This is a genomic window from Klebsiella sp. JN_Kp126 (genome assembly GCF_033843325.1).
GTDB classification, from domain to species: domain Bacteria; phylum Pseudomonadota; class Gammaproteobacteria; order Enterobacterales; family Enterobacteriaceae; genus Klebsiella; species Klebsiella michiganensis.
This window is the reverse complement of the sequence record NZ_JAWXQV010000103.1, coordinates 1-14156: the sequence shown is the minus strand read 5'-3', so window position 1 is coordinate 14156 and position 14156 is coordinate 1. Positions and strand designations below refer to the sequence as shown.

Sequence of the window (14156 nt, the reverse complement as noted above, 5' to 3'; positions counted from 1 at the left end):
TTATTCGCGATAAATACCAATCGTGGGCGTATCGCCCGCATAACACCAGGCCCGGTACATGCCTTCGCTATTAAACGGCAGCGCCACGTTGCCTTCTCTGTCGATGGCGATCAGGCCGCCGCTGCCGCCCAGCGCCGGAAGTTTCTCCATCACCACCCTTTCGCAGGCCTCCTGCAGGCTGAGCTGGCTATACTCCATCAGCGCCGAAATATCGTAGGCCGCGAGCGTACGTATAAACACTTCGCCGGTACCGGTACAGGAAACGGCGACGCTGGCGTTATTGGCATAGCAGCCCGCACCCGGCAGCGGGCTGTCGCCGACGCGTCCCGGTAGCTTATTGGTCATGCCGCCGGTGGAGGTCGCCGCCGCGAGGTTGCCCGCCAGATCCATCGCGACCGCACCGACGGTGCCCATTTTGTGCCGTTCATCCAGCGGCGCGGCGTGGTGATCGAGCACGATATCGTCCCCCTCCTGCGCCTGACGCAGCTGCAGCAAACGCTCGGAAGTCGAAAACAGGCTGTTATCGACCCGCGCCATACCGCGGGAAGCGGCAAACGCTTCCGCCCCCTCGCCAATCAACAGCACGTGCGGGCTTTGCTCCAGCACCAGCCGCGCCGCCAGCACCGGATTGCGTAAATGCTGAACCCCGGCCACGGCCCCCGCCTGTAAGCTGTAACCATCCATCACGCAGGCATCGAGCTCATGGCGGCTATCGCGGGTAAATACCGAGCCAATACCGGCGTTAAATAACGGGCACTCCTCCAGCAGCCGGACCGCTTCGGTTACCGTATCCAGCGCGCTGGCCCCGGCAGCCAGCATTTTTTGTCCACTATCGACAATCGCCGACAGCGCCGCCACGTACTCCCGCTCGCGCGCCGGCGTCATCTGCGCGCGGCTAATCGCCCCGGCCCCGCCGTGAATTGCTATAACCGCCTTACCCATTGCGCCATTCCTTAACGATAAAGTGTATAAATATCATTATCGTGCTGACTGTCCTATACAATTTTTGAATATAGAAAGAGCGGACGGTGATGTAAAGCTTGTCGCCAGGTGGGATATAGCCCGCCTCTCTTTTCTGCCATAATAGGCGTTTTCGATGTTTGCCCGCAGGAGAAACCCATGGATTTTACCGCCGGACTGATGCCGCTCGACACAGCCCTGACCCAGATGCTCACTCGTATTACGCCGCTGAATGCGACGGATACCGTACCGCTGTTGCAGGCCTTTTCGCGCGTGACCGCCCATGACCTCGTTTCGCCGCTTAACGTTCCCGGTTTTGATAACTCGGCGATGGACGGCTACGCCGTGCGCCTGGCGGATCTCACCGACGGCGCAGCGCTGCCGGTGGCCGGCAAGGCCTTCGCCGGTCAACCCTTTGACGGCGTCTGGCCCGCGGGCACCTGTATCCGCATTATGACCGGCGCGCCGGTGCCGGAAGGCTGCGACGCGGTGGTGATGCAGGAGCAGGCCGAACAAACCGATGAGGGTATCCGCTTCCTCGCCCCGGTGAAAAACGGGCAGAATATTCGTCGTCTTGGCGAAGACATCGCCCACGGCGCGGTCGTCTTCCCCGCAGGTACCCGCCTGACCGCCGCCGAGCTGCCGGTCATCGCCTCGCTGGGGATTGCCGAGGTTGAGGTGGTGCGTAAAGTGCGGGTGGCGGTCTTCTCCACCGGCGATGAGCTCCAGCTACCGGGCCAGCCGCTGGCCGACGGGCAAATTTACGATACCAACCGCCTGGCGGTGCACCTGATGCTGCAGGAGCTGGGCTGCGAGGTTATTAACCTCGGCATTATTCCCGACGACCCGGCTAAACTGCGCGAAGCCTTTATTCAGGCTGACCAGCAGGCCGACGTGGTGATTAGCTCCGGCGGCGTTTCCGTCGGCGAGGCGGACTACACCAAAGCGATCCTCGAAGAGCTGGGGGAAATCGGCTTCTGGAAGCTGGCGATTAAGCCGGGTAAACCTTTCGCTTTCGGCAAGCTCAACCACAGCTGGTTCTGCGGCCTGCCCGGCAACCCGGTTTCCGCAACGCTGACCTTCTACCAATTGGTTCAGCCGCTGCTGGCGAAGCTGTCCGGCAACGTCGGGCAAGCTCAGCCGATGCGCCTGCGCGTTCGCGCCGCCTCCGGCCTGAAGAAATCGCCGGGCCGCCTCGATTTTCAGCGCGGCGTGCTGCAGCGCGGTCCCGACGGCGAGCTGGTGGTTAGCAGCACCGGTCACCAGGGCTCGCATATCTTCAGTTCATTCAGCCTCGGCAACTGCTTTATCGTTCTCGAACGCGAGCGCGGCAACGTGGAAGCGGGCGAATGGGTGGAAGTCGAGCCGTTTAATCATCTGTTCGGAGGGCTGTAATGGGCGTGGAGCTGAGCGATGCGGAGATGCTGCGCTATAACCGGCAGATTATTCTCCGCGATTTCGATTTTGACGGTCAGGAGCAGTTGAAAGCCTCCCGCGTGCTGGTCGTCGGCCTCGGCGGGCTGGGCTGCGCCGCCGCGCAGTATCTGGCGGCGGCAGGCGTCGGCCAGCTAACCCTGCTCGATTTCGATACCGTCTCGCTCTCCAACCTTCAGCGCCAGACGCTGCACAGCGACGACACCATCGGCCAGCCGAAGGTCGACTCCGCCCGCGCCGCGCTGGCGCGGATTAATCCCCACGTTCAGCTCACGGCGCTCAACGCGCGGCTGGAAGACGAGGCGCTGGCGGCGCAAATCGCCGCCCACGATCTGGTGCTCGACTGTACCGACAACGTCGCGATCCGTAACCAGCTCAACGCCGGATGTTTCCGCCATAAAACGCCGCTGGTCTCCGGCGCGGCGATTCGCATGGAAGGGCAAATCAGCGTCTTTACGTATCAGGAAGATGAACCCTGCTACCGCTGCCTGAGCCGCCTGTTTGGCGAAAACGCCCTCACCTGCGTCGAAGCCGGCGTCATGGCGCCGCTGGTCGGCACCATCGGTTCGCTGCAGGCGATGGAAGCGATTAAGCTGCTGGCCCGCTACGGCAGCCCGGCAACGGGAAAAATCGTCATGTACGACGCTATGCGCTGCCAGTTCCGCGAAATGAGGCTGCCGCGTAACCCTCACTGCGAGGTGTGCGGTACGCCCTGACCCTTTTCCGGCGGCGCTGTCGCCGGATGTTTTGTGACCCGCAGCGGCATTTTAACCTTCATTCTCCTTCCTCTTTCTGCTTGTTGATTTATATCAATACAACTTTCATTCGAAAGTAATTTAATCTTCATATGCAAATAAGAGGGTGAATCATGATCTTCAACATTCAGCGTTATTCAACCCATGACGGCCCGGGGATCCGCACTGTTGTCTTCCTCAAAGGGTGTTCGCTGGGCTGCCGCTGGTGCCAGAATCCGGAAAGCCGCGCCCGCACGGCGGATTTGCTGTATGACGCCCGCCTTTGCCTGGACGGCTGCGACCTCTGCCAGCAGGCTGCGCCGGAGGTGATTACCCGCAAGCTGGACGGTCTGATTATCCACCGCGAAAAGCTCACCGATGCGCATATCGGCAAATTGCGCGACTGCTGCCCGAGCACGGCATTAACCGTGTGCGGCGAAGAGAAAAGCGTCGAAGAAATTATGGCTACGGTGCTGCGCGACAAACCGTTTTACGACCGCAGCGGCGGCGGCGTCACGCTTTCCGGCGGCGAGCCGTTTATGAATCCCGAACTGGCCCGACAGCTGTTTGAGGCCAGCCACAACGCGGGGATCCACACCGCGGTCGAAACCTGCCTGCACGTGCCGTGGAAATACGTCGAACCCGCTTTGCCGTTTATCGACCTGTTTCTCGCCGACCTCAAGCACGTCAACGAAGCGATTTTTCAGCAGTGGACGGACGGCAGCGCCCGCCGGGTGCTGGATAACCTGCAGCGCGTCGCGCAGGCCGGAAAGAAAATCATCATTCGCGTGCCGCTGATCCAGGGCTTTAACGCCAACGAAAGCGATATTGCCGCCATTACCGATTTTGCCGCTGACCGTTTACAGGTTGGCGAGATCCACTTCCTGCCTTACCACACCTTAGGCATGAATAAATACCAATTACTCAGTCAGCCCTATACCGCTCCGGATAAACCGCTTGCTGCACCCGAGCTGCTCGCCTTCGCGCAGCGCTATGCTCAGAGCAAAGGTTTAACGGCGACTCTACGAGGATAACCTTATGACAACGTTGAAACTGGACACTCTGAGCCCGCGCATTCAGGCGCATAAAATGGCGCTGGTGCATATCGTTAAGCCGCCGGTTTGTACCGAGCGCGCCCTGCACTATACCGAAGCCTATCAGCAGCACCTGGATAAGCCGATCCCGGTACGCCGCGCGCTGGCGCTGGCTCATCACCTGGCGGAACGCACGATCTGGATTAAGCACGATGAACTGATCGTCGGCAACCAGGCCAGCGAAGTTCGCGCGGCGCCTATCTTCCCGGAATACACCGTTAGCTGGATCGAAAAAGAGATCGACGACCTCGCCGATCGCCCCGGCGCCGGGTTTGCCGTTAGCGAAGAGAACAAACGCGTGCTCCACGAAGTGTGCCCGTGGTGGCGCGGTCAAACCGTACAGGATCGCTGCTACGGCATGTTTACCGACGAGCAAAAAGCGCTGCTGGCGACCGGCATTATCAAAGCCGAAGGCAATATGACCTCCGGCGACGCTCACCTTGCGGTTAACTATCCGCTGCTGCTGGAAAAAGGCCTCGACGGCATGCGGGCGAAAGTCGCCGAGCGCCGTTCGCGCATTAACCTGACAGTGCTGGAAGATCTGCACGGCGAGCAGTTCCTTAAAGCCATTGATATCGTGCTGGAAGCGGTCAGCGACCACTGTAAGCGCTATGCCGGGCTGGCGCGCAATATGGCCGCGACGGAGAGCCGCGAATCCCGCCGCGACGAGCTGCTGGCGATAGCCGAAAACTGCGATATTATCGCCCACGAGCCGCCGAAAACCTTCTGGCAGGCGCTGCAGCTGTGCTATTTCATCCAGCTGATTCTGCAGATCGAATCCAACGGTCACTCGGTCTCTTTCGGCCGTATGGACCAGTATCTCTACCCTTACTATCGCCGCGACGTTGAGCTGGCGCAATCATTGAATCGCGAACACGCCATCGAGCTGCTGCACTGCTGCTGGCTGAAGCTGCTGGAAGTGAACAAAATTCGCTCCGGCTCGCACTCTAAGGCTTCCGCCGGTAGCCCGCTGTACCAGAACGTCACCATCGGCGGCCAGAATCTGGTTGACGGCAACGCGCAGGACGCGGTGAACCCGCTCTCCTACGCCATCCTGGAATCCTGCGGTCGGCTGCGTTCGACTCAGCCTAACCTCAGCGTGCGCTATCACGCGGGCATGAGCAACGACTTCCTCGACGCCTGCGTGCAGGTGATCCGCTGCGGCTTCGGTATGCCGGCGTTCAACAACGATGAAATCGTCATCCCGGAATTTATCAAGCTGGGGATTGAGCCGCAGGACGCGTACGACTATGCCGCTATCGGCTGCATCGAAACCGCCGTCGGCGGTAAATGGGGCTATCGCTGCACCGGGATGAGCTTTATCAACTTCGCCCGCGTCATGCTGGCAACCCTGGAAGGCGGCCGCGACGCCACCAGCGGCCAGGTTTTCCTGCCGCAGGAACATGCGCTGTCAAAAGGTAACTTCGACAACTTTGAACAGGTTCTGGCCGACTGGGATACGCAGATCCGCTACTACACGCGCAAATCTATCGAGATTGAGTACGTGGTCGACACCATGCTGGAAGAGAACGTGCACGATATTCTCTGCTCGGCGCTGGTCGATGACTGCATCGAGCGCGCGAAGAGCATCAAGCAGGGCGGCGCGAAGTATGACTGGGTTTCCGGTCTGCAGGTCGGCATCGCTAACCTCGGCAACAGCCTGGCGGCGGTGAAGAAGCTGGTGTTCGATCAGGGCGTTATTGGTCAGCAGGAGCTGGCAAAGGCGCTGGCTGAAGACTTCGAAGGCCTGACCCACGAGCAGCTGCGCCAGCGCTTAATCAACGGCGCGCCGAAATACGGTAACGATGAAGACAGCGTGGATATGCTGCTGGCTCGCGCCTACCAGACCTATATCGACGAGCTGAAGCTGTATCATAACCCGCGCTACGGCCGCGGCCCGATCGGCGGCAACTACTACGCCGGCACCTCGTCCATCTCCGCCAACGTGCCGTTTGGCGCGCAGACCATGGCGACGCCGGATGGCCGTAAAGCGCACTCGCCGCTGGCGGAAGGGGCCAGCCCGGCCTCCGGTACCGACCATCTCGGGCCGACCGCGGTAATCAGCTCGGTGGGCAAACTGCCGACCAGCTCAATCCTCGGCGGCGTACTGCTTAACCAGAAGCTGAACCCGGCCACGCTGGAGAACGAATCCGATAAGCAAAAACTGATGGTGCTGCTGCGCACTTTCTTCGAGGTGCATAAAGGCTGGCATATTCAGTACAACATCGTGTCGCGCGAGACGCTGCTGGAAGCGAAGAAACACCCAGACCAGTATCGTGATTTAGTGGTCCGGGTGGCCGGTTACTCGGCGTTCTTTACCGCCCTGTCGCCGGATGCACAGGACGATATTATCGCCCGTACCGAGCATACGCTGTAAGTCACATCCCCCGGCTTGCGCTACGCTTAGCCGGGCTACAGGTTCGAAGCCGTTTGCGGGCCGGTAGCCCGGGTAAGGCGTTTACGCCGCAATCCGGGATTTTATGCTGCACAGAGGTGAACGCAAACTTTCATTCGAAATAAATTTGTGCTCCCCATCACATTGTAATTAGAATGTTACTGGTCGAAGTTAAGCCAGGAGCATGTGTTATGACCGTTAAAGTTATCGTCACCGATATGGACGGAACTTTTCTCAATGACGCCAAGCAGTATGACCGCTCGCGTTTTCTTGCGCAGTTCGCGCAACTCCAGCAGCAGGGTATTGAGTTCGTGGTCGCCAGCGGCAACCAGTACTACCAGCTGATCTCTTTTTTCCCGGAAATCCGTGACCAAATCTCCTTTGTTGCCGAGAACGGCGCGCTGGTTTACGAACACGGTCAACAGCTGTTCCACGGCGAACTCACCCGTCATGAATCCCAGGTCGTCATTGGCGAACTGCTGAAAGACCCGCAGCTCAACTTCGTCGCCTGCGGCCTCGAGAGCGCTTACGTCAGCGAGCGCGCGCCCGAGGCGTTCGTCACCCTGATGTCAAAGCACTACCATCGCCTGCAGCGCATTAGCAGCTATCATGACATCGACGACACGCTGTTTAAGTTTTCCCTGAACCTGCCGGATAGCGAAATCCCGCAGCTTATCGACAAACTGCACGTCTCGCTGGACGGCATCATGAAGCCGGTCACCAGCGGCTTCGGCTTCGTCGATTTGATTATCCCCGGCCTGCATAAAGCTAACGGCATCAGCCGCCTGCTGAAGCGCTGGAACATCTCGCCGCAGGCCTGCGTAGCCATTGGCGACAGCGCTAACGATACGGAAATGCTCAAGCTGGTGAAATACTCTTTCGCGATGGCCAACGCCGCCGAAAGCATCAAGGCGGTGTCGCGTTTTGCCACCGATGATAACAACCACGACGGCGCGCTGAACGTCATTCAGGCCGTCCTCGACCACGCCGCCCCCTTCAATCAGTAACGCCGCGCCGGGGTTGACCGCCCCGGCTTCCCGTTTTGTGCACCTCTGCATAATTTTAAACTTGCATTAACTTAATTTTAACTTAAATTATCATATGTAAGATTTAACACTTTCGAATGAAAGATGAGAGGTCATCATGGCTGTTACCCATACCAGTGAAACTTTACCTGCCGACCCTAAAGCGGCTATCCGCCAGATCAAGCAGGAGCTGCGGGCGCAAATCGGCGACGTACAGGCGGTGTTCGATCGGCTGACCGCGCGTATCGCCGCGCGTCTGGAAGAAATTGACGCCCTTAAAGCCAGCGGCCAGGACGTCTGGCCGCTAATCCCGTTCGAGGCGATTGCGCGTGGCCAGGTCACGGAGGCCCAGCGCGAGCTCATCAAGCGTCGCGGCTGCGCGGTCATCAAGGGCCATTTTTCTCGTGAACGGGCGCTGGCGTGGGATAACTCAATGCTCGACTATCTCGACCGCAACCATTTTGATGACGTCTACAGAGGCCCGGGCGATACCTTTTTCGGCTCGCTGGAGGCATCACGGCCGGAAATCTATCCAATTTACTGGTCCCAGGCGCAGATGCAGGCGCGACAGAGCGATGAAATGGCTGCCGTGCAGTCGTTCCTCAACCGTCTGTGGACGTTTAACCGCGACGGCAAGCAATGGTTCGACCCGGATGTCAGCGTCATCTACCCGGACCGCATTCGCCGCCGCCCGCCGGGGACTACCTCGAAAGGTCTGGGGGCGCATACCGATTCCGGCGCCCTGGAGCGCTGGCTGCTGCCGGCCTATCAGAAAGTGTTTGCCGACGTGTTTAACGGCAACATTGATGCTTACGACCCGTGGGACGCGGCGCACCGCACCGAAGTCGAAGAGTATACGGTCGACAACACCACCAAATGCTCGGTGTTCCGCACCTTCCAGGGGTGGACCGCGCTCTCCGATATGATCCCCGATCAGGGCCTACTGCACGTGGTGCCGATCCCGGAAGCGATGGCTTACGTGCTGCTGCGTCCGCTGCTCGATGATGTCCCGGAAGATGAGCTGTGCGGCGTCGCGCCGGGCAAGGTGCTGCCGATTTCGGAAAAATGGCACCCGCTGCTGATCAAAGCCTTAAGCTCTATTCCGGCGCTGAATGCGGGCGATTCGGTATGGTGGCACTGCGACGTGATCCACTCGGTCGCGCCGGTGGAAAATCAGCAGGGCTGGGGCAACGTGATGTATATTCCCGCCGCGCCAATGTGCGAGAAAAACCTCGCCTACGCGCAGAAGGTCAAAGCGGCGCTGGCGCGCGGCGCTTCGCCGGGAGATTTCCCCCGCGAGGATTATGAAAGCGACTGGGAAGGCCGCTTTACGCTGGATGACTTAAATATCCACGGTAAGCGCGCGTTGGGGATGGCGAATTAATCATCATATAGCCCCTTCGCTTCAACGGCGGTACGGCGGTTACCGGCGCGTATCCGCCGTACCGAATCGCGTACTGCCAGCGTCCCATGCAGGAGTAACGCGCCGTGCGGCGCATCGGGACGGATCAGTCTCTGCTGTAATAAATGTACCGCTTCGGCCCCTAATTCATCGCGTGGGACGTGGACGGCAGTTAGCGGTACATCCTGAATCGCCGCCAGGTTAAAGCCGTCGATGCTCATGACGGAAACATCCTGCGGGACGCGCAAACCACGTTTTTGTAAAGCGGCGATCGTGCCTGCCGCCATAAAATCACCGCCCACCAGAAATGCCGTCGGCAGCGGGCCATCGCCGCGCTGATCCAGCCACTCCCCGACTTTTTCCTCCGTATCCCTGGCGCTGAAGTTGGCCACAGCGAGTAAATCCCTGCCGTCAACGAAACGGAGATTCCGCGCCCGCCACGCCTGCTTAATGCCCAGCAGACGCAGCTCCATGGTATAGCGGCGCAGGCACATCACGTTCATGATCGCCTGATGCCCCATCTCAAACAGATACCGGGCGGCGAACTGGCCGATCAGCCGATGATCCGGCGCGACGGAGGGTAAACGCATTCCCGCGTCGTGGCAGTTAATCATCACGCAGGGCTTCGCCAGATCGGCCGCCAGATCGTGAATATGCGGATCGTCGATACCCAGTAAAATCGCGGCCTGGGTCGATGCTTCATGCATGCGCTGCAAAAACAAATTGGCATCGCTGTCGTTCTCTTCCAGCGCGCAATAGCGCAGGTGTACCTCATGCGGCATAAGGGCGCTATTGATGCTTTGAATCACCCGATAGTAGTAAATATCCGTGCGTTCATCGAAAGCGCGCTGAGGGGCAAAGACCACCAGATTATTGAGCAGCATTCGCCCGGCGGCGATACCCTCCATCACGCCCAGCTCGCGGGCGCACTCCAGTACCCTCTGGCGAGCCCTGGCGCTGGTATTTGCTTTTCCCGCCAGCACCCGCGATACCGTGCTCACCGACAGCCCGGTACGCGCCGCGATTTCGCTCACTTTCAGCTTTTTATCCATTTTGTGATCGCGCTCTACTTTTCTCATGAAAAAATTTTCATATTGAGAATGTGAATATTTTTAAGCGATTTGGCGATGTCATACTGCGATCTGGATCGTCCCATGAAAATATTTGCAGAATTGTCGCTATTGCCCGCTCGCATTCTCCCTTAGCCTGAATTGGTCCAACACCTTTGAGATTAGTCAACCAATAGTGTCGAGACATCAACCTTAACAAACAACGAAATAGAAAATTTTAGCGACAACTCAGCAAGCGGGTTGGTCAATTTTCCCTACTACATGTCTCGTGGAGAGTTCTATGAGCCAAGGCCTCAATAATGATATGGCGGTCAGTAAATCGCGCCGCATAGTGAAGAACCTGCGCTGGTGGATGCTGGTGCTGTTTTTACTCGGCGTCACCGTTAACTACATCACGCGTAATTCGTTGGGGATTATCGCCCCGGAACTAAAAACCTCCCTGGGTATTACCACTGAACAGTACTCATGGATAGTCGGCGCTTTTCAGCTGGCGTACACCATTTTCCAGCCGCTCTGCGGCTGGCTTATCGACGTTATTGGCCTCAAGCTCGGCTTTATGATCTGCGCCACCCTGTGGGCCATCGCCTGCATCGCCCATGCCGGGGCGGGGAGCTGGCTGCACCTGGCGATTCTGCGCTTTTTCATGGGCGGCGCTGAGGCGGCGGCGACGCCAGCCAACGCCAAAACGCTGGGTGAGTGGTTTCCAAAATCCGAGCGGCCGATCGCGGCAGGCTGGGCGGGCGTCGGCTTCTCCGTGGGCGCCATGCTGGCGCCGCCGATTATCTACTTCGCACACGCTTCGTTCGGCTGGCAGGGGGCATTCATGTTCACCGGCGCGCTGGCGCTGCTGTGGGTCGTGCTGTGGTGGGCGTTCTATCATAACCCGGAAAAACACCCTAACCTCGGTAAAGCTGAGCTGGCGCTGATCCAGCAGGACAATGAAGCGCCACCGGTCAAACTACCCTTCTTTACCGCGCTAAAAACCGTATCGAAAAACAAGCGCTTCTACGGTATCGCCATTCCGGCCTTTATGGCTGAGCCCGCCTGGGCGGTGCTGAGCTTCTGGGTACCGCTCTACCTGGCGAAAGAGCACGGCATGGATTTAAAACAAATCGCCATGTTTGCCTGGCTGCCGTTTCTGGCGGCCGACCTCGGCAGCGTCGCCAGCGGCTATCTGACCAAACTGTATACCCGCTGGTTCGGCTGTTCGCGAGTGAACTCGGTGGTCGCCAGCTCCGTCACCGGCGCCTTCCTGATGATTTCGCTCGCCACCGTGGCGATCACCCGCGATCCATATATCACCATCGTGCTGATTTCGATAGGCGGCTTCGGCCACCAGATCATCTCCTGCATGCTCAGCGCGCTGGTGGTGGAGTCGTTCGATAAAGGACAGATGGCGACCGTGAACGGGATGCGCGGCTCCGCCGCCTGGATCGCCAGCTTTCTGTTCTCGCTGTTGATTGGCGTCACCGCCGACAAAATCGGCTTCAACCCGCTATTTATCGCCATGGGGTTCTTTGACCTGATTGGCGCGGTATTCCTGGTGGCATTTATTGCTGAACGTCGCGCAAAACGCGCCTGAGAGTGGATGTAAAAAATGAAGACTTCGAAAAACTGGACTTTGCACCAACGGCTGGACCACCACGTTGAGCTGATCGTAGACGGCCAGCACACCCTGTGTCTGTACGTGCTGGAAGAGAATATGTTCCGCGTGCTGCTAAAGCGGCACGGCCAGCTGGCGCTGGATCGCACCTGGAGTATCGCTCCCCAGCAGGACGTGCCTTGGGAAGGGCGCCCGCGCGAAGATTTGAGCGGCTTTAGCCTCCCCGCCTGGCAGCTCACGGAGCATAGCGATACCCTGAGCATCGCCACCGACCAGCTGCGCGTCACCGTCCACCAGCCGCTGTGGCTGGAATGGAGCTATCGCGATGAGGCCGGCGAGTGGCAGCCGCTGGTTAACGACCGCCCCACCAGCGCCTACCTGGCGAATGCGCACGGCGACGGCGTTGCCCACTACCTGAGCCGACGCAAAGACGAACGCTTCTACGGTCTGGGCGAAAAAGCCGGCGATCTGCAGCGAAACGGGAAGCGCTATGAGATGCGTAACCTCGACGCCATGGGCTATAACGCGGCGAGCACCGACCCGCTGTACAAACATATTCCGTTTACCATCGCGCAGCGTAGCGATGTCAGCTACGGTCTGTTTTACGACAACCTGAGCAGCTGCTGGCTGGATCTCGGCAACGAAATCGATAATTACCATACCGCCTATCGCCGCTGGCAGGCGGAAGCCGGCGACATCGATTACTATCTTTTCTCCGGCAAACGGGTACTGGATATCACCAAAGCATTCGTACGCCTGACCGGCAAAACGCTGTTCGGACCGAAATGGAGTCTTGGCTACAGCGGTTCGACGATGCACTACACCGACGCGCCGGATGCGCAAAACCAGCTGATGAACTTCATCCGCCTGTGTGATGAACACGCCATTCCGTGCGATTCGTTCCAGCTCTCTTCCGGCTATACCTCGATTGACGGCAAGCGCTACGTCTTTAACTGGAACAACGACAAGGTGCCGCAGCCGAAGGTGATGAGCCAGGCCTTCCACGATGCCGGACTGAAGCTCGCCGCCAATATTAAGCCCTGCCTGCTGCAGGACCATCCGCGCTATAACGAGGTCGCGGAGCGCGGGCTTTTTATCCGCGATTCACAGGCGGATGCTCCCGAGCGCTCCAGCTTCTGGGATGACGAAGGGTCGCACCTTGACTTTACCAATCCGCAGACCGTCGCCTGGTGGCAGGAAGGCGTGACAACCCAGCTGCTGGAGATGGGTATCGACTCCACGTGGAACGATAATAACGAGTATGAAGTCTGGGACGGCGAAGCCCGCTGTTACGGGTTTGGCGAGGAAATTGCCATTAAACATATTCGCCCGGTCATGCCGCTGCTGATGATGCGCGCGTCGCTGGAGGCTCAGCAGCGCTTTGCGCCGCACAAACGACCGTACCTGATCTCTCGCTCCGGCTGCGCCGGGATGCAGCGCTACGTCCAGACCTGGAGCGGCGATAACCGTACCAATTGGGATACGCTGCGCTATAACACCCGCATGGGGCTGGGAATGAGCCTCTCCGGGCTGTTCAACGTCGGCCACGATGTTGGCGGCTTCTCTGGCGATAAACCGGACCCGGAGCTGTTCGTACGCTGGGTACAAAACGGCGTTATGCATCCGCGCTTTACCATTCACTCGTGGAATGACGACCAGACGGTCAACGAAGCCTGGATGTACCCGGAAGTCACGCCGGCTATCCGTTCAGCCATTGAGCTGCGCTATCGTCTGCTGCCGTATCTCTATACGCTGCTGTGGCAGGCTCACGCCGACGATGAACCGATGCTGCGTCCGACCTTCCTCGATCACGAACACGATCCGCAGACGTTTGCCGAATGCGACGACTTCCTGCTGGGTCGCGATCTGCTGGTCGCCAGCGTCGTCGAACCCGGCGCACGTCAGCGCCGCGTCTGGCTGCCGGCCAATCAGGACGGCTGGTACGACTTTGATAGCCACCAGTGGTTCGCGGGAGGCCAGTGGATCGTCCTTGATGCGCCGCTGGAAAAACTGCCGCTGCTGGTTCGCGCCGGAGCAGGCCTGCCGCTGAGCGAGCGTTTCCGCCACGTCGATGCGCAAAAAGACGATTGCCGCGAGCTGAAGCTGTTCCCGCTGAAGGGCGTGGGGACCCGTCGCGGCCTGCTGTTTGAAGATGATGGCGAAAGCTGGGGCTACCAGAATGGCCATGCGCTGTGGGTAGAATGGGAAATGGTTTGCGATAGCGCCAGCATCAACCTGAAGGTGAACGCGCGCGGCGATTATCGTCCGGCGTGGAAAGCGCTGAAGGTGTCGTTGCCGGCGGGGGAAAAACGCAGGCTGCTGGTGAACGGTGAAGAAAGGAGCGAGTGGCGGGTGTAGTGCGGATAAGGCGCAGCAGCGCCTTTGGGAAATTCAGCCACTCTGCGCTCTGCTCCCGGGGGCGGCGCTTAACGCGCCTTG

The 14156-nt window shown here is 59.2% G+C and carries 10 protein-coding genes; 8 read left to right on the top strand and 2 right to left on the bottom strand.

Annotated elements, in window-relative coordinates; all coding sequences use genetic code 11:
* Positions 1–942: a beta-aspartyl-peptidase gene (gene iaaA, locus SIK97_RS29060; RefSeq protein WP_032748869.1), complete on the bottom strand. Its 942-nt coding sequence runs from the start codon at positions 940–942 to the stop codon at positions 1–3.
* A 177-nt stretch (positions 943–1119) separates the two neighbouring features.
* On the opposite strand from iaaA, the gene moeA reads away from it, so the two are divergent.
* The 6 genes from moeA (at position 1120) to SIK97_RS29030 (ending at position 9026) form a co-directional block, all read left to right on the top strand.
* On the top strand, positions 1120–2355 hold the full coding sequence (gene moeA / locus SIK97_RS29055) for a molybdopterin molybdotransferase MoeA (protein WP_014837888.1): 1236 nt from the start codon (positions 1120–1122) through the stop codon (positions 2353–2355).
* On the top strand, positions 2355–3110 hold the full coding sequence (gene moeB, locus SIK97_RS29050) for a molybdopterin-synthase adenylyltransferase MoeB (protein ID WP_032748868.1): 756 nt from the start codon (positions 2355–2357) through the stop codon (positions 3108–3110). The genes moeA and moeB overlap by 1 nt, the downstream gene beginning before the upstream one ends.
* A 152-nt stretch (positions 3111–3262) precedes the next feature.
* Positions 3263–4162: a glycyl-radical enzyme activating protein gene (locus SIK97_RS29045; RefSeq protein ID WP_032748867.1), complete on the top strand. Its 900-nt coding sequence runs from the start codon at positions 3263–3265 to the stop codon at positions 4160–4162.
* Positions 4163–4166: 4 nt separating this feature from the next.
* Complete coding sequence (locus SIK97_RS29040) at positions 4167–6599, top strand: formate C-acetyltransferase/glycerol dehydratase family glycyl radical enzyme (protein ID WP_032748865.1); 2433 nt, start codon at positions 4167–4169, stop codon at positions 6597–6599.
* Between the two features lie 209 nt (positions 6600–6808).
* Positions 6809–7624 (top strand): Cof-type HAD-IIB family hydrolase, encoded by an 816-nt coding sequence (locus SIK97_RS29035; RefSeq protein ID WP_032748863.1) that lies wholly within the window; start codon positions 6809–6811, stop codon positions 7622–7624.
* A 136-nt stretch (positions 7625–7760) separates the two neighbouring features.
* The gene (locus SIK97_RS29030; RefSeq protein ID WP_032748861.1) at positions 7761–9026 is read left to right on the top strand and encodes a DUF1479 domain-containing protein; all 1266 of its coding nucleotides are present in this window, start codon (positions 7761–7763) and stop codon (positions 9024–9026) included.
* Here the strand turns inward: SIK97_RS29030 and SIK97_RS29025 are convergent.
* On the bottom strand, positions 9023–10123 hold the full coding sequence (locus SIK97_RS29025; protein ID WP_192845374.1) for a LacI family DNA-binding transcriptional regulator: 1101 nt from the start codon (positions 10121–10123) through the stop codon (positions 9023–9025). The genes SIK97_RS29030 and SIK97_RS29025 overlap by 4 nt on opposite strands.
* 271 nt (positions 10124–10394) lie before the next feature.
* Here SIK97_RS29025 and SIK97_RS29020 point away from each other — a divergent pair, with 271 nt between their 5' ends.
* Positions 10395–11696: an MFS transporter gene (locus SIK97_RS29020; RefSeq protein ID WP_004849139.1), complete on the top strand. Its 1302-nt coding sequence runs from the start codon at positions 10395–10397 to the stop codon at positions 11694–11696.
* A gap of 15 nt (positions 11697–11711) precedes the next feature.
* A complete protein-coding gene (locus SIK97_RS29015) occupies positions 11712–14075 on the top strand; it encodes a TIM-barrel domain-containing protein (protein ID WP_057173025.1) in 2364 nt (787 codons plus the stop codon).
* The last annotated feature ends 81 nt before the right edge of the window (positions 14076–14156 follow it).